This window comes from Bacillus sp. FSL R5-0422 (assembly GCF_038610765.1).
GTDB lineage: Bacteria > Bacillota > Bacilli > Bacillales > Bacillaceae > Bacillus > Bacillus pumilus_O.
Window position 1 is genome coordinate 3,415,764 of sequence record NZ_CP152014.1, and the last position, 16,139, is coordinate 3,431,902.

At 43.4% G+C, this 16,139-nt stretch carries 15 protein-coding genes; 1 reads left to right on the plus strand and 14 read right to left on the minus strand.

Annotated features, from left to right (window positions below):
* Nucleotides 1–56 precede the first annotated feature (56 nt).
* The 6 genes from MKX52_RS17530 to sigY all read right to left on the minus strand — a co-directional run bounded on the left by MKX52_RS17530 (nt 57) and on the right by sigY (nt 4,501).
* A complete protein-coding gene (locus tag MKX52_RS17530) occupies nt 57–1,439 on the minus strand; it encodes a copper amine oxidase (protein WP_119125553.1) in 1,383 nt (460 codons plus the stop codon).
* Between the two features lie 126 nt (nt 1,440–1,565).
* Nucleotides 1,566–1,679 (minus strand): hypothetical protein, encoded by a 114-nt coding sequence (locus MKX52_RS17535; RefSeq protein WP_003214702.1) that lies wholly within the window; start codon nt 1,677–1,679, stop codon nt 1,566–1,568.
* Nucleotides 1,680–1,762: 83 nt separating this feature from the next.
* Nucleotides 1,763–3,133, minus strand: coding sequence for an NADP-specific glutamate dehydrogenase (gene gdhA / locus MKX52_RS17540; RefSeq protein WP_342491139.1), 1,371 nt, complete (start codon nt 3,131–3,133; stop codon nt 1,763–1,765).
* 314 nt (nt 3,134–3,447) lie between these two features.
* Nucleotides 3,448–3,660 (minus strand): transcriptional regulator, encoded by a 213-nt coding sequence (locus MKX52_RS17545; protein WP_088002567.1) that lies wholly within the window; start codon nt 3,658–3,660, stop codon nt 3,448–3,450.
* The gene (locus MKX52_RS17550) at nt 3,657–3,971 is read right to left on the minus strand and encodes a YxlC family protein (protein WP_144469453.1); all 315 of its coding nucleotides are present in this window, start codon (nt 3,969–3,971) and stop codon (nt 3,657–3,659) included. The genes MKX52_RS17545 and MKX52_RS17550 overlap by 4 nt, the downstream gene beginning before the upstream one ends.
* Nucleotides 3,971–4,501, minus strand: a complete 531-nt coding sequence (sigY, locus tag MKX52_RS17555) for an RNA polymerase sigma factor SigY (protein ID WP_144469451.1) — start codon at nt 4,499–4,501, stop codon at nt 3,971–3,973. Before sigY ends, MKX52_RS17550 begins: the two co-directional genes overlap by 1 nt.
* 468 nt (nt 4,502–4,969) lie before the next feature.
* On the opposite strand from sigY, the gene MKX52_RS17560 reads away from it, so the two are divergent.
* Nucleotides 4,970–6,013 carry a pectate lyase gene (locus MKX52_RS17560; RefSeq protein WP_342491140.1) on the plus strand — a complete coding sequence of 348 codons (1,044 nt, stop codon included), beginning with the start codon at nt 4,970–4,972 and terminating at the stop codon, nt 6,011–6,013.
* 57 nt (nt 6,014–6,070) lie between these two features.
* On the opposite strand, the gene cydC is transcribed toward MKX52_RS17560, so the two are convergent.
* The 8 genes from cydC to srtB all read right to left on the minus strand — a co-directional run bounded on the left by cydC (nt 6,071) and on the right by srtB (nt 16,122).
* Nucleotides 6,071–7,804, minus strand: a complete 1,734-nt coding sequence (gene cydC / locus MKX52_RS17565; RefSeq protein ID WP_342491141.1) for a thiol reductant ABC exporter subunit CydC — start codon at nt 7,802–7,804, stop codon at nt 6,071–6,073.
* Nucleotides 7,794–9,530: a thiol reductant ABC exporter subunit CydD gene (gene cydD, locus MKX52_RS17570; RefSeq protein ID WP_342491142.1), complete on the minus strand. Its 1,737-nt coding sequence runs from the start codon at nt 9,528–9,530 to the stop codon at nt 7,794–7,796. Before cydD ends, cydC begins: the two co-directional genes overlap by 11 nt.
* Nucleotides 9,530–10,546 carry a cytochrome d ubiquinol oxidase subunit II gene (gene cydB / locus MKX52_RS17575; protein ID WP_088002585.1) on the minus strand — a complete coding sequence of 339 codons (1,017 nt, stop codon included), beginning with the start codon at nt 10,544–10,546 and terminating at the stop codon, nt 9,530–9,532. Before cydB ends, cydD begins: the two co-directional genes overlap by 1 nt.
* Nucleotides 10,533–11,948, minus strand: coding sequence for a cytochrome ubiquinol oxidase subunit I (locus tag MKX52_RS17580; RefSeq protein WP_119125559.1), 1,416 nt, complete (start codon nt 11,946–11,948; stop codon nt 10,533–10,535). The genes cydB and MKX52_RS17580 overlap by 14 nt, the downstream gene beginning before the upstream one ends.
* A 331-nt stretch (nt 11,949–12,279) precedes the next feature.
* Complete coding sequence (gene isdG / locus MKX52_RS17585) at nt 12,280–13,401, minus strand: heme oxygenase (RefSeq protein ID WP_342491143.1); 1,122 nt, start codon at nt 13,399–13,401, stop codon at nt 12,280–12,282.
* Between the two features lies 1 nt (nt 13,402).
* Complete coding sequence (locus MKX52_RS17590) at nt 13,403–14,416, minus strand: iron ABC transporter permease (protein WP_342491144.1); 1,014 nt, start codon at nt 14,414–14,416, stop codon at nt 13,403–13,405.
* Nucleotides 14,413–15,351 carry an ABC transporter substrate-binding protein gene (locus MKX52_RS17595; protein ID WP_144503501.1) on the minus strand — a complete coding sequence of 313 codons (939 nt, stop codon included), beginning with the start codon at nt 15,349–15,351 and terminating at the stop codon, nt 14,413–14,415. The genes MKX52_RS17590 and MKX52_RS17595 overlap by 4 nt, the downstream gene beginning before the upstream one ends.
* Before the next feature lie 18 nt (nt 15,352–15,369).
* A complete protein-coding gene (gene srtB / locus MKX52_RS17600; protein WP_342491145.1) occupies nt 15,370–16,122 on the minus strand; it encodes a class B sortase in 753 nt (250 codons plus the stop codon).
* Nucleotides 16,123–16,139 lie beyond the last annotated feature (17 nt).

Genomic DNA, 16,139 nt, shown 5'->3' on the forward strand with positions numbered 1-16,139 from the left:
TTTGAAAGAAAGGAACGGCACGATTGTGCACGTTCCCCCTTTGTTTTGATATGAGCTTAATTTGATGTCTTGCGGCGAATAAGGAAGAACGCACCCATTGCACCACCTGCTAGGATCAAGCTTGCGATTAATCCCGCAAAGGCTTCATATGACATACCTAAAGGACCGGCTGTACCTCCCATACCTGTTTTCGGCATTTCATTAGGCATCTTGGATTTGAACATTTTAGGATGCTGATCAACAATGGCTGCTGCGACATCTTGACCGACCATGAACATATGACCGTACGCTTCTCGCACTGTTGGATAAAGCTGATCGTAATCGCCATTATGGTATGACGTATATGTTTTGATCAATTCATCAATATGCATTTTTAAGCCCGCTTCTAAATCTGCTGCCTTCAAACGTCCATCTGTTGCTTGATCTAAAAATTTCGCTTGCTTCATTCGATACGCATCTAAGTTTTTCACCGCTTTTTCTTTCGCTTCTTTGTCTCCTGATGCATCCGCTTTGACATAATCAACTAAGTATCCGATATGGCTTGACCAAATATCTTTGAATTGTTTTCCGGCATCCTTGCCATAAACAGAGGCAATCGCATCTGATAAATCATTTGTGTTTTCGTTCAAAGCTGCCGCTGCTTGATCAAAGTCCTTGCTGCCATCATTTCCTTTTTGCATAGCAACGACTGCAAGCGCCAAATGCTCTGAGAACAAGTAGTTTAAATCTTCTCGAAGGTCTGCGGCCGGTGTGTCGACGGATTTGTGATCAAATTTCCCAGGAAATTGATCTGTGATCGCCCACGATACGCCCTTGCCTACTTCAAACATATGATGAATAGATTTTCTAACCGTTTCATAGGTCGTATCAAAATCCTTTTCAGTGTAGCTATCAAACGCTTTCAACAGTTCATTGACGTGCATTTTTAAGCCTTCTTCTAGTTCACTAGCTTTCAATCTACCGTCTGTTGCTTGATCGAGCATATCGGCTTGTTTCATGCGATATTGGTCAAGCTGCTTAACTGCTTTCTTTTTACCTGCTTCATCTTTCTTTGCCGTTGCTTGTACATAATCAACAAAGTAGCCAATATGACTTGACCAAATGTCTTTGAATTGTTTCCCTGCTTTTTTTCCGTACACAGAAGCGATGGCTTCCGATAAGTCATTTGTGTTGTCATTTAGCGCTGCCGCTGCTTGTTTAAAATCTTTGCTATCGTCAATTCCCTTTTGCATTGTGATGACTGCTAAATAAGCGTGCTCTGAAAACAGCTGATCTAGAGTTGCTCGAAGATCGGTTGCTTTATTTGACACCTCTTGTGACGAAGACATCTTCTTTGCCTCTCCATGCATATGTCCTTCGTGTGCACTTGCGCTATGAGCTGCCGGAAATAGTAATGCTGCACTAAGCGGGATGGTTAAAATCGCTTTTTTCATGTTCATCTGTTATTGCCTCCTCTTTCCGTTTGTTATGTACTTAACGGAGTGAGGCATGACTTGGATCATTCAAATCTAACTTTTTTTTCATTCATTGCACAACCGGTATGTGTGCATAAAAAAAAAGCCGGATTATCCGGCTGATACGTTACGACGTTTAGATGCTTTCCGCTCTTTATATATTTTTCTCACCACTGGATAAATCACAGGTGCCCATTTAAAAATTTGTTTCAGCCATTTTTTCATTTCTCCCGCGCCTCCTTATTGTCATTCTTACAAGGAAGATTCCCCATCTTGTCATGAAATAAACAGGTGCGGGAGAGCAGGAGTTAAATCACGCCTTGAGCGATCATCGCATCTGCCACTTTACGAAATCCTGCAATATTTGCGCCTACGATCAAGTTTCCAGAGTGTCCATATTCGTCTGCTGTCTCTGTACACTGACGATAAATCGTCTGCATCATTTGTTTCAGCTGATCATCTACTTCCTCAAATGTCCAAGACATTCTTGCACTATTTTGCGCCATTTCCAGCGCTGAGACACCTACTCCACCTGCATTTGCCGCTTTTGCCGGCGCAAATAGAATATCATTCTGTTCAAAAACTTTGACTGCCTTTAGAGTAGAGGGCATATTCGCTCCTTCTCCTACCGCAATGACACCATTTTCCACGAGCTGCTGTGCCTGCATCTCAGATATTTCATTTTGCGTTGCACATGGAAGCGCAATGTCACAAGGAACAGACCAAATTTGTTCGCAATCTTCAATCAATTCAGCATGCGGGTGAATGTCTATGTATGCCCCAATTCGTTGATTGCTTCCTTCTTTCAGTTGTTTCACTGTTTCTAATGAAATGCCTTGTGGATCATAAATCGCTCCGCTTGAATCACTGCATGCTACAACCTTACCACCTAGCTCTATGACCTTCTCCATCGCATAAATAGACACATTCCCTGAGCCAGATACGACAACTGAACGCCCTTCAAATTGAAGTCCATTCGCTTTTAACATTTCTTCCATAAAGTACACCAGTCCATAGCCTGTTGCTTCTTTTCTGGCTAAGCTGCCTCCAAATCCAGGGCTTTTCCCTGTAAGCACACCTGCTTCATAAGCACCACGCATTTTCTTGTACTGCCCGAACATATAACCAATTTCGCGTGCCCCTACGCCAATATCACCTGCTGGCACATCTTGATCAGGCCCAATATATCGGCTGAGTTCACTCATAAAGCTTTGAACGAAACGCATGATTTCTCCATCTGATTTCCCTTTAGGATCAAAATCTGATCCACCTTTTCCTCCACCGATCGGCATACCAGTCAGTGCATTTTTAAAGATTTGTTCAAATCCTAAAAACTTGATAATGCTTGCATTGACAGATGGGTGGAAACGAATGCCTCCTTTGTAAGGACCGATGGCACTATTGAATTGAACCCTGAAACCACGGTTGACTTGTACTTTCCCCTCATCGTCTACCCATGGTACGCGAAATACCACAAGCCGTTCAGGCTCGATGAGTCGTTCTAAAATGCCTTGTTTTTCATACTCTGGATGCTTTGCAAAAACGGGAACAAGTGATTCTAGAATTTCTCTTACGGCTTGCTGAAATTCCTCTTCACCAGGATTTCGTTTTTCCACCTCTTCTAACACACGGTCGATGTAGCTTTGTGCTGTTTGTGCTGCTCGATCTAAGGTCAACATGTCTCATCTGCCTCCTTTGTATATCTTCACACATTTATCCTGTTAGATTTTCTAACGCATATTGAGATTAATTTAACACCATTTGTAAAAACTGATCAATACTGATAACAGATGAAAATGATGCCGATTTGAGATGGATCAAACAGCCGCCGTCATCGTTTTTAGAAAGTATCTCTTACAGAATGACTATTGAGCTAGAAATCATCTTTTAGACACTATATATCCCGCACTCTTTGACAATTAGATGAACCATGAAAGATTTCTAGTTGATCTTCAACACGAAAAAAAGGCCTAAAGTTTTATAGGCCGGCAGCTCAATCTTTTCGGATCTTCTCTTCTTTTTTTCGATCAGGGTACACGACACAAAGCCAATATAAAATAGAAGACGATGGGAAGTTAATTAAACCGACAATGCCCCAAAACCACTTATAACGCCCTCTTTTCTTCGCATCCATAAATAAAAGCAGGCCCTGCGCAAATAGTAACGGCAATGCGCACAATAAGATGATCATCTCCGTCTGACTCATAAGGAAGACCCTCCTTTAATATGTTGATATTCCTTGATGCCGACAACGACGCAGAGCGGCACACTCACGACTTGAAGAAGAATGAAGATAAAAGGTAAATGGGTGATGGCAGCGACAAATAGTGTGAGAATGGTCAGACTGATGAGAACATACGCCAGCACTTCTTGTTTAAAACGCCTTTTCTCTTGTTCCTTCGCCTGCTTCAGCATCATCATGACAGCTTGTTCACTCGGCTCTTTCACTTCAATTTGTTCATCTAGTTGCTGTAACTCTTCCTTTAAACGTTCTTCTGTGAACTGATCTTCCTTCATTAAGACCACTCCTTTCGAATTTTCTTTAACCCATGATGAACCCTCGACTTCACAGTGCCTTCTCTCATACCGAGCATTGAAGCAATCTCTGGATAAGTAAAGCCATAATAATAGTGCAAAATAATCGGCGCTCTCTCCTGAGCCTTCAATTCGTTTAGAGCATCCCACATCTCGTGCCAAGTATGACCCTTTTGCTGAATCTCCCATTTAAAACGGCGCATCGTCTCTTGATTAGCCTTTCCTTCCCTCAATTGTTCACGTTTTCTTTTCTTCTGGTGATCCAAAAATTGTCTAGATGCAATGGATATGAGCCATGTTGAGAATAAGGAATCTCCTCTAAATGAAGAGAGTTTCATGTACGCTTTCAGCATCGTTTCTTGCATGATTTCTTCTGCAAGCTCTTGTTGAAGGGTAAGCTTCATTATATAACGGTAAAGAAAGGAATAATGATGACGATATAGAGCTGTAAATGCAGCATCTTCCCCCTGTTTTGCCCGCTGAATCAATAGTGTCTCTTCTGCCTGCTCCAAACACACCCCTCCTTCCCTTTTTCTTCTCTTATTCATGAGACGACACGTATGACGATATCGTTCAAAATGGAATGCATTTTTTTAGTTTGTCTGCTTTTTTCCCTGTTGGTCCAGTAATTGAAGCGTTAAATATCCAGTTTTTTCTTATGAAATGATTATGACATTCCTTCGTCTCTCACAAAATGATTCGTTCTGATTTTCTATCAAGCGGACAAGCTCTCTTTCATAATCACTAGGTCATCCCAATACCTATCGTCAATGATCCTTGTCTCATTTAGACGAAAATAAAATAATCATGACCTTAGTTTTCTAGAAAATCACGGAATACACAGCGCCAATTCTTAGCCGATGATACCTTTTTGCGTGCTATGCTCTTCCTACATTCCGAAAAAGGCGATACTGGCGAAGGAAGGAGGAGTAGTTGAATTGCAGCTTATTTTTGGAAACGTTTACATTAAAACAAAATGAATGGAGAGGTTGAATTTGAAGAAAAAAGTTCCAATGTTAGCTGGTGTGTTAGCGATTGGTCTCGTGACTTCATTATTTGCACCTAATGGAGAGGCAAAAGCGGCAGCAAAGTATCCCGAAAGCCCTTCTATTATGGCCAATTTTAATCAACAAGGGTTCTCCACATTAAATGGCGGTACAACAGGCGGTGAAGGTGGTAAAACCGTCACAGTTAAAACCGGAAATGAACTATTGGCTGCCCTCAAAAGTAAAGGAAAAAACGAAAAGTTAAAAATTGTTGTCGACGGGACGATTACCCCTTCTAATACATCTGCCAATAAAATCGATGTGAAAGATACAAACAATGTCTCGATCGTCGGCAAAGGCACGAAAGGTGAATTTAATGGCATTGGCATTAAAGTATGGCGTGCCAATAACATCATCATCCGCAACTTGAAAATCCATCACAGCAAAATCGGTGACAAGGATGCCATCGGAATCGAAGGCGCTTCTAAAAACGTATGGGTCGACCATAATGAACTGTACAATACATTAAACTCAGGTAAAGATGATTATGATGGATTATTTGATGTGAAAAATGACTCCGACTATATTACCTTCTCTTGGAACTATGTTCATGACAGCTGGAAAACGATGCTCATGGGCAGCTCTGATAACGACAACTACAACCGAAAAATTACATTCCACAACAACCGTTTTGAAAACCTGAATTCTCGTGTACCATCTATGCGCTTCGGGGAAGGTCATGTGTATAACAACTACTATAAAGGTATCCATACAACAGCGATTAACTCTCGTATGGGCGCAAAAATGAGAATTGAGCACAACGTATTTGAAAATACAAAAAATGCGATTGGCAGCTGGGACAGCCGTCAAGTCGGTACATGGCATGTCATCAACAACTCATATATTAACAGCTCAGGCAGTCTGCCAACGTCTTCTACAGGTACGTACAACCCTCCTTATAACTACTCTTTGCTTAACGTGAACAATGTCAAATCAGAAGTAGTATCAAATGCTGGTGTTGGAAAAGTAAACCCTTAAAACCACAAAACGTTCGGGCAGAAATCTCTGTCCGAACGTTCTTGTCATTTCATCTATTTATATTGTAGAAAACGGCCGATCCATCTCATACAATTTTTGATAGCGCGGGTTTTCTTTCAGTAGTTCCTGATGCTCCCCCTGCATCTCAATTTGACCATCTTCAATAAACATAATGCGGTCACATGCCTCACAGCCAGTGAGATGATGGGTAATCCAAATGACCGTTTTTCCTTTTAACACACGGAAAATGGTTTCAAGCAACTCACGCTCTGTACGTGGGTCAAGTCCAACGGTGGGCTCATCTAATACAACAATCGGGGTGTTTTGCAGCAAAATACGGGCTAATGCCATCCGTTGTCTTTCTCCCCCTGAGAAACGAATCCCTGTCTCCTGCACACTGGTGTGATAACCCTCTGGCAAAGATTCGATGGTATCGTGCAGCTGCACTTGTCTCGCTGCTTCTTTTACTTGTTCCTCTGTCGCATGAGGAGAGCCTAAGCGAATATTGTTTAAAACAGAGGTATCGAATAAATACGGCTGCTGATTGAGCACTGACACATAGGTAGACACATTCTCTCGAATGCTTTCGACCGGTTTCCCCTGAATGCTGACAGCTCCTTGATTTGGCACGACAGCTCCTTCTAACAATTTCAAAATAGTCGACTTTCCTGCACCGCTTTTCCCTAAGAGAGCAAGTGATTCCCCTTGCTTTAGTGAAAATGAGAGTTGCTTTAGCACGGGTTGGTGCAAATCATATCCAAAGGACACTTGTTCAAAAGAAACAGCTTTATCTTGAGAAACAGCCGACTGGTCAACTGTCTTGCGCTCAGATTCTCCTTCATACGAAAGTTTTTCATAATGATGTAATCTGCTGACAGCATGCTGATAGACCGGAATATCGCCTGCTGCATCTGAAAGTGGAAGAAAGGCCTCTGTTAACGGAAAAAGCACAAGCACGAAGGCTGCAATTAGGGTGTGTGACATCGAGCCTGACTGGACGACGGAACCGCTCCAATACACGACAAGCACAACAGCTCCTCCAATGATAAGCTGTGCCAAAAACTGGCGCAGACGGATAAATCGGTGCTTGGCTGCTTCAAGCGCTAACAGCTGCGCTTCTTTCTTTTCATATTCATCCACAAAATCTTTCTGCCTACCGCTAAACAGCCAATCACTCACGCCCATGACGGCATCTGTTAAATGGCTATACAGTTCATTTCTGCCTTTTTTCATTTGAATTTGTCTCGCCCGGTTCACTAGCACTGTGACGTATGGGAAAACAAATACAAGAAGTGCCATATAAATCAGCATCAAGCCAGCAAAAGGCCACGAGAATAGACCAAGTGCCCCAATGGATGCGGCGTATAAAAGCAGCGCACCGATGGATGGAAAGATGGTTTTTAAATAGGCGTCCTGTAGTCTCTCAACATCATCTGACAAGAGCCCTAGCATTTCACCTGTACCCAGCTTTGTCTGTTTCGCACTTCGTTCAGCCATGTCATATAGGCGGACACGCATTTTTTCAATCATGGTCAAAATGAGCTGGTGGCTCGCCAATCTTTCTGCATAACGGGCAGCTGAGCGTGAAATACCAAAGGTACGGACAGCTACAATTGGGACGTAGACCATAAGTATATTCTCAGGTCTTGTGGCTGCTTTAGAAATGAGAAATCCTGACGTATACATCAGCATAGAAGCAGAGAATACTGCAATTGCCCCTAGAAATAAAACCAGCGCAAACAGCTTTTGATTCTCCTTGATATAAGGTATAAACCAACCTTTACTTACCATGTGTGACCGCCCCCATTTGCTCCTGTACCAATTGATAATACACGCCTTTTCTTTGCATTAATGATTCATGTGTACCCATTTCCGCAATTGTTCCTTCATCCATGACAATGATCTCATCCATATCTGGCATCCAATGGAGCCTATGTGTCGCTAAGAACACAAGTTTATCTTCAAACAGCGGAAGCATTGTTTTCTTCAATTCATACTCTGTCTCAATATCGAGATGTGCCGTTGGTTCATCTAACAGCATAATGGACCGCTTGCCCAGCACCGTTCGCGCAAGCGCAATTCTTTGTGCCTGTCCGCCGCTTAGTCCTCTTCCTTGTTCTCCAATGACCTCATCAAAGCCATTTGGTAGCTGCGCCACGAGCTGAGATAAGCCCGCTTCACTGGCAGCTCTTTCCACTTCTTCATCTGTTGCATGCGGTTCATAAAAACGAATGTTTTCTCTTAATGTCATGTGAAATAAATAAGGGTGCTGCGGCATATAGACGACTTCCTTTTGCCATTCCTTCATCTGTAAATGCACAAGTGGATTGCCGTTTAGTGTGATTTGACCTGAGGTCGGTTCAACAAAGCCGCCGAGCACATCGGTTAACGTCGATTTCCCTGAACCACTGGCACCAATGATTCCGATTTTCTTCTTCCCTTTGACAGTAAGATCTACACCCTGAATTGAATAAGGGGCATGTTCGTCATGCTGGACACTCACATCATGCAGGGTGAGTGCAGACTGTTCATTCCACTCGTTCAATTGCACTGATTGTGTCTCCTGCGTGCGGAAGCCCTTTTCTTCTAAAATGACCTGCATCGCTTCATTCGCTTCTTTTCCATTTAGCGTGGCATGATAATCATTTCCCACTTCACGTACTGGCAGGAAATATTCTGGTGCCAGCATGAGCGCCGTCAAAGCCGGCAATAAGAGAAGCTCTCCTTCAATTAATCGCAAGCCAAGAAAGACAGCGACGGTTGCAATCGACAGCATGGAAAAGAAATCCAGCGCAAATGATGAAAGAAATGCGACCTTCAGCGTACTCATGGTCGCCTTTCGATATCGCTTTGACACTTCCCCGATATTGCGAGAATGTTTTTTGCTAATGCCTAAGTAACGAAGCGTTTCAAGGCCGCGGAGAGAATCAGTAAAATGATTGGATAATTTCTCATACGATCTCCATTGTTTGGCCGCTTTACGCTGAGCGACTAGACCTAGCAAAATCATAAAGATAATTAATATCGGTAGCGTCACGATTAAAATAACAGCAGATGTGTCGTCTAATGTCCAAACATAGATGAGGACCATTGCCGGTATCACTGCCATGTTGACCATTTTCGGTAAAAACAGCTGTAAATACTGACGATATTGAGCAATTCCCTCCATCGCTAATGTGACAAGTTTTCCTGTACCCTTTTTCTTTGTGAAAGCTGGGCCTAAACGAAAGAGTTGGTCTAACAGCTGTTTTCTGATGTCTGCTCCAATTCGGGAAGAGTAGGTAAACATGACCTTCTCCCGAATCAAGGTGAGACCGTGCCGCACAAGAAAGGCAGCAAGAAACAGCAGGACATAAGGCGTTGCCTGCGAAAGGCTTTTCCCGTCAAACAGCGTAGTAATGGCATGTGCCAGCCACTGTGCTTGGAAAATAATACTTGCTCCTTGGATGAGTGACACAATACCTAAGAGGGCAAGAAGCCCTCTTATTCCTTTTAATTGAAGCAAACGTTTATCCATTAGTAGGTCATTGGCTCCTTACCGCTTACACGTTTACGGAAGACGTAATAGCTCCAAATTTGATACCCAAGCACAAAGGGCAGCAAAGAAATGGCAACAATCGTCATGACCGTCAGTGAATAAGATCCAGATGCAGCGTTTTGAATGGTCAAATCAAATGTATGGTTGATTGAACTAATCATGACGCGCGGGAACAATGCAGTGAAAAGCATCGTCACTGTCACCATGATGCCAGCACCTGTGAATAGGAATGTCCAGCCATCACGTTCTTTTTTCATAAAGAATAGCGCCGCTACGTAACAAACCACGATGAGAACAGTTAACGGAATGGTGATGATCGGGCGTACCGTATAAATGTCTGTTTCCATGATAGATACACCAACAAATAGGACAAGTACTGGCAGCGCAATCAGCAGGACACGCTTGCCAAGCTTTCTCGCACGATCTCTTAAATCACCCTCTGTACGAAGTGTGACGAAAATCAATCCGTGCAGTAGGCAAAGAATCGTTACAGCTAATCCGCCTATCACTGAATAAAGGTTCACAAAATCCGTAAAACCAGCGTACATGTTCATGTCTTGATCAATTGGCATCCCGCGTAAAATACTTGTGAATAGCACACCGAGTAAAAACGGTGGCAACAGACTGCCAAAGAAGATGACCCAGTCCCATGCTTTGATCCAAGAGGCTTTCTCAACCTTCCCTCGGAATTCAAAGGCAACTCCGCGCCCGATGAGCGCTAAGAGGAGAACCGCAAACGGTATATAGTATCCACTGAACATCGTGGCATACCAGTGCGGGAAAGCAGCGAAAATTGCGCCCCCAGCTGTAATCAGCCAGACCTCATTCGCATCCCAGAAAGGTCCAATCGTGTTAATTAAAATGCGGCGTTCGTGCGCATCTTTACCAAGTAGCTGCATGGACATCCCAACACCAAAATCAAATCCTTCTAAGAAGAAAAATCCAACAAACAATACTGCGACAAGAATAAACCAAATCTCGTTAAGATATGCCATGATATGCGCCTCCATCAAATGGATCTGTAGACAGGTCCGTTTCATCCTTTTGATCTGTATCCTCTTCCGAATGTGCACCTTTTTTAATTTCTCGAATGAATAGGTAGGCAAGCAAGATGGCAAGAATCAGATAAATCGTCGTAAAGCTAATGACTGAGAATAACAGCATGCCGTACGATACGTTTGGTGAAATCGATTGAGCCGTCGTCATCATTCCAAAGACCGTCCACGGCTGACGCCCAATTTCGGTCATAATCCAGCCAGCTGAGTTCGCAATAAATGGGAATGAAATCATCCCTACCATGAAGCGTAAAAACCATTTGTTCGTTTCGAGTTTTTTTCTAAAGCTTAAGTACAAGCCAATCATACTGGCAAAAATCATCAGCATGCCGGCACCGACCATGATTCTAAAGCTCCAGAACGTTGTTTTTACTGGCGGAATATAGTCTCCAGGACCAAACTTTGCTTCATATTCTTTTTGAAGGGTCAGCATACCTGGCACATCTCCACTAAATTTCGAATAAGCCAAGTAACTTAAAGCAAACGGAATATTGATCTCCGCAGAGTTTTCTTTTTTATCTGTATCAATATTGGCAAATAGTGTCCAAGCCGCTGGATCTCCACTATCCTTCCAAAGGGCTTCACTTGCTGCCATCTTCATCGGCTGTGATTCCATTAAGTGCTTCGCTTGATCATGTCCAGAGAACGCCACACCTAAGCCAGAAATTAAAGCGAGAACCATCGCAATCTGGAATGATTTTTTGAAAAAGGCGATTTCTTGTTTTTTGATCATTTTATAGGCACTAACTCCTGCGATAAAGAATGCACCTGTAGCCAGCGCCCCAAACAGAACGTGCGGGAATTCAACCCAAAGCTGCGGGTTTGTTACAAGAGCGCCAAAATCATTCATTTCTGCACGGCCATTTTTAATCACAAATCCAACTGGTTCTTGCATAAATGAGTTGGCGAGTAAAATCCAAAACGCCGAAAAGATCGTACCAAGGGAAACAAGCCAAATACACAATAAATGAATCTTCTTCGGCAAGCGATCCCAGCCGAATATCCAAAGTCCAATAAATGTAGATTCAAGGAAAAAGGCGAGCAGTGCTTCAATGGCAAGCGGTGCACCAAATACATCACCGACAAACCTTGAATAATCTGACCAGTTCATCCCAAACTGGAATTCCTGGAGAATCCCTGTCACCACACCTACTGCAAAATTGAGTAAGAATAGATGACCCCAAAACTTCGCCATTTTTTTATAAATCTCTTTTTTCTTGACGACATAAAGGGTCTGCATCAATGCAACGATAAACACCAAACCTATTGACATAGGAACAAAAATAAAATGAAATAATGTCGTTGAAGCAAATTGAAATCTTGCTAAAAACAGCTCACTCACAGTCTTACATCCTCCCTTACTTTCACATGCCGAATGATTTGAAATATTTATGCTCACCATTTCACAAAATGTTCACTATTTGTTCAACGATTCACAAATAATAGCCTGTTTGAAATGGTTTACTCGGTGAAATTTTACTCTTGCTTTTCATTCGGTTAGTTATTTATACCTGTACTTTACACCCATACGCTTCAAAAATAAAGTAAATTTTACCTAAAAATTGGATGGTATTGTGTCAGTTGTTTGAATACTTTGTCAAAGAAATGTGACAGAAAGTAAAAAAACGCAAAAAAATAGCGCTGCACGTGAGCTGCAGCGCTTTGTTTCTTTTTTAGGCTTTTTTCTGTAAAGCCGGTCTAGTCACTTGTACTTCATAGTACGTAATTTTGTTTTTCAATAGGCCTTCAGGTTTCGCTTTTCCATGAGCGTGCGCATCACCAAATGCCTGAGATTTTGTCCAGTTCACGAAGTCTTCTTTTCGATTCCAGCGTGTATGAATGGTCACTTCATCGTAATCGGTTGTCTGCTGTGTGACCCAGACTTCCATGCCTAAAAATCCTTCCATGAATTCTACCTGTCCTTGCTTGTTAAAACGTTTGACGAGGTGGTCGGCACTGCCTTTTTCTACTCTTACCTGGTTATTAACAATGATCATGTTTTGTTCATCTCCCTTTTGTTGTTGGATCGAAGCGATTGGAATAATCAGCGGATGCTCACCATCTAAGTGAACCTCAGCCTGAATCCCAAAGACCTCTTTGAAAAAGCTTTCTGTTAATACGTCTTTTGGTGTCCCTATTTGATAAATCTGACCACGCTTCATCACGATAAGGCGGTCACAATATTTTGCTGCCTGCTGCAGGTCGTGAAGAACCATTAAAATGGTGATTCCATGCGTCTTATTCAGCTGTTTGAGTAGCTCTAGTAAATCAAGCTGATGCGCAATATCTAAGTAAGTTGTCGGCTCATCCAGAATAATCGTCTCTGTCTTCTGAGCAAGCGCCATCGCAATATACGCTTTTTGCCTTTCTCCGCCAGACAATGTATGCAGCATTCTATTTTCATTGATACGGCTATTGGTCACATCAAGCGCCCACTCAATCGCTTCTTGATCTGTCTTCGAGCTTTTTTTCCAGATCGAACGATGCGGACTGCGTCCAAGTGCGACCAGCTCCCGTACGGTCATAGATGGAATAGCTGTCCTCGTCTGCATGAGAACGGCGATCTCCTTTGCAATCTCCTGAGCCGTCATCTCTTTTTGCGGTATATCATGAATATATATCATGCCGCTTTCGATTGATGTAAGGCGTGCGGCTGCTTTAATAAAAGTCGACTTCCCTGATCCATTCGGTCCAATAATGCCTGTCACGCTTCCTTTAGGAACAGCTGCTGATATAGATGAGAGCTGAAAGCCTCCTTGACTGAGACTCACGTCATCCATAGCGATCACATCCAACTTAACCCCTCCCTTTCTTTTTTAATAAATAGAGGAAGAAAGGTGCACCGATGCAGGCAAGCAAGATACCGACAGGCAGTTCAACTGGCGTAAACCATACCCTTGCCGCTGTATCTGCAAAAACCACAAGCACGCCTCCGCCCAGCATTGAAATTGGCAGCAGGTACCGGTAGTCATCTCCAATTAAAAGACGGATAAAATGAGGAACGACCAGTCCGACAAAGCCTATTAAGCCGCTCACACTTACTGCTGCACCAGCTAAAAGTGCCGCTAGTGCAATTAAGAAAAACCGTGTGCGCTCTACTCTGAGACCGAGTAGCTGAGCTGATTCATCGCCAAGCAAAAGAAGATTTGCCGGCTTGATGGCAAAAAAACAAAGGCACAACCCAGCGAGCGCATAGGGCGACACGAAGCTTAGATGATGCCAGCTCCGTCCATTTAACCCTCCTGATAAAAAGGGCAGGACAGCCTGCACACGCTCACTATAAAGCACCATAAACCCATTCATCACCGCCCCAAGCAGGGCATTGACTGCAACTCCCGCCAAAATCAGCTTCAATGGGGAAACCCCTTGATCAAATGAAAGCATATACACCACAAGTGCCGCTAATAAAGCGCCAAGGAAAGCAGCGGCTGGAAGCAGATACGTGAATTGTGGAAACACGATCATGCTGAGCACAGCAGCCAATCCGCCGCCAGCTGTCACACCGATGATGCCAGGGTCAGCGAGTGGATTTCGGACGACTCCTTGTAAAATCGCCCCTGATGCTGCGAGACAGGCCCCAACGATGAAACCGATGAAAACGCGCGGCAGACGTAAATCCATCACTATTTTCTCATGGACAGGCTGACCTGACCCCGTCAAAGCAGCGAGTAAGTCTTGCAGTGTTAATTGAACAGAACCTAATGCAAGTCCTAGACATGTGCCTACAACTAACGAGATGAACAGCCCGGGTATCAGCCATCTTCGCCTCGACTGTCTTTTTTGAAAATCTAATTCTGCATTCATTTTCATGATGACAATCGCTTCAATCTTTTCTCTAGTTCATCAATCGCTTTCATCACGTCTGCACCTGGATTCGTCCCAAATAGATCACTAGGCAAAATCTCGACATGTCCATGTTTGACGGCTGACACATCGTGCCATGCGGCATTCTGCTTCATTTCACTCATAAAGCCCGCTTTCACATCTTCAGGATTGCTGTGGGTCATAAGCAGGATAAGATCAGGATCAGCTTCGATGACCTTCTCTGCATTGATTTGAGCGTATTGAGGGAATTTCTCGAGTGCCGGTTCATTCTCCGCAATGTTCGTCCCTCCAGCGATGTGCAGTAAATCTCCGCTTAAGGATTGAGGTAGTGCCGCCATATATGTGCCAGGTGCCCCGTATACAACGAGTGTCTTCACTTTTTTCTGAGGCTGTTTGACCTGCTTTTTCCGCTGATCGATTTGCTTGTTAAGCGCTTTTGCCTTTTGCTGCTTTCCTAGCAAATCTCCGAATAACGTAATTTGTCGCTGGATGTCCTTTACTGAATTGGCACTTGTCAAAAGAAGCTGTGAACCAATTCCTTCTATTGTAGAGATGTCCTTGCTGTTTAATTGTTCATTCCCAAGTACAACATCGGGCTTTAAGCTTGTGATAAGCTCTACATCAAATTGATGTGTTGTACCAATTGTTTGAACAGATGTAGCCTGTTGTAAGCTTTCTGGTAATTCGGCGGCCGGACGACCGACCACCTCGCCGCCTAAGGCATATAGGATGCTCATGTCTCCAGTCGATAATGAGACAATACGCTGAGGGGAGTCTTCAAACGACAGTGTTCTGCCGGCAAAGTCCTTTATCTTCAGCGCACCTTGTCCACTCCCTTTCTCTACAGGTGCTGCCTGACTGCATCCGACGAGGAGTAACATTAAGACAAGTCCCATGAAAATCACATGTGAAAATTTCAACCGCCTGTCTCTCCTTTTCTAGTAAACTTTCTTTAGCTTTGCCTGTACCACGAGACGCCCGATTTTCGGTGCAAGCACATGATCACAGGTCGATAGAGTGAGGATGAGGTCATCTGTGGACACGTCTGTCTTCGTTTGATAGATTGATTTTTTCCGCACAGCTTGCAAGTAGTGCGCATATTCGCCAAGATCTTGAAAATCGGTTTGAATATAATCGAAGTCCACCGTTGTTTCATACACGGCAAAAATCTCCGCCTCATAGCTTTGATACAGCGTATCGTATTGAAATGTCCGATGTTCATCGAAGAAATCCTTTTTCAAATAGTTTGTGAGTCCAGCGAACATGGACCCATCCCTCATTCGATGCCCGTACACCACAGTATTCGGGCTTTCATGCAAGACGTCATTGCGATAATCCATAAAAATACTGCCTGCCCTGGTGTCATTTTTTAAGTAATTACGGGTTAAGTAGAACGCATTATCTCGAGATTGGACGATTGGGTACTGGATCATTGTGTCCTTCATGTTGATCCAGCCGACAATATCGTCGTTCACCTTCCGCAGTTCATCAAATGATGTACGAATGGTTCCTGGCTCCCGGTTTTCATTCATTCCTGGCTCATGTCCGTACATCGTCTGAGCCTTTGCAAGCACCTGCCGATTTTGATAATAGCCGAACAGTTCTAAGCCAATCGCCGAACCGCTATAAATGAATACACCTAAACAGACGATTGTCAGCATACGCTGCCAGACCCGTTTTCGTCTTTTCACACTGTCTCACCTGCTTT

Coding starts and splice junctions, on each gene's coding strand:
- MKX52_RS17590 (WP_342491144.1), bottom strand. CDS start 14,416: ATGAAAATGAATGCAGAATTAGATTTTCAAAAAAGACAGTCGAGGCGA.
- MKX52_RS17545 (WP_088002567.1), bottom strand. CDS start 3,660: ATGAGTCAGACGGAGATGATCATCTTATTGTGCGCATTGCCGTTACTA.
- cydC (WP_342491141.1), bottom strand. CDS start 7,804: ATGGTAAGTAAAGGTTGGTTTATACCTTATATCAAGGAGAATCAAAAG.
- MKX52_RS17550 (WP_144469453.1), bottom strand. CDS start 3,971: ATGAAGGAAGATCAGTTCACAGAAGAACGTTTAAAGGAAGAGTTACAG.
- cydD (WP_342491142.1), bottom strand. CDS start 9,530: ATGGATAAACGTTTGCTTCAATTAAAAGGAATAAGAGGGCTTCTTGCC.
- MKX52_RS17560 (WP_342491140.1), top strand. CDS start 4,970: ATGGAGAGGTTGAATTTGAAGAAAAAAGTTCCAATGTTAGCTGGTGTG.
- MKX52_RS17530 (WP_119125553.1), bottom strand. CDS start 1,439: ATGAACATGAAAAAAGCGATTTTAACCATCCCGCTTAGTGCAGCATTA.
- MKX52_RS17535 (WP_003214702.1), bottom strand. CDS start 1,679: ATGAAAAAATGGCTGAAACAAATTTTTAAATGGGCACCTGTGATTTAT.
- gdhA (WP_342491139.1), bottom strand. CDS start 3,133: ATGTTGACCTTAGATCGAGCAGCACAAACAGCACAAAGCTACATCGAC.
- cydB (WP_088002585.1), bottom strand. CDS start 10,546: ATGGCATATCTTAACGAGATTTGGTTTATTCTTGTCGCAGTATTGTTT.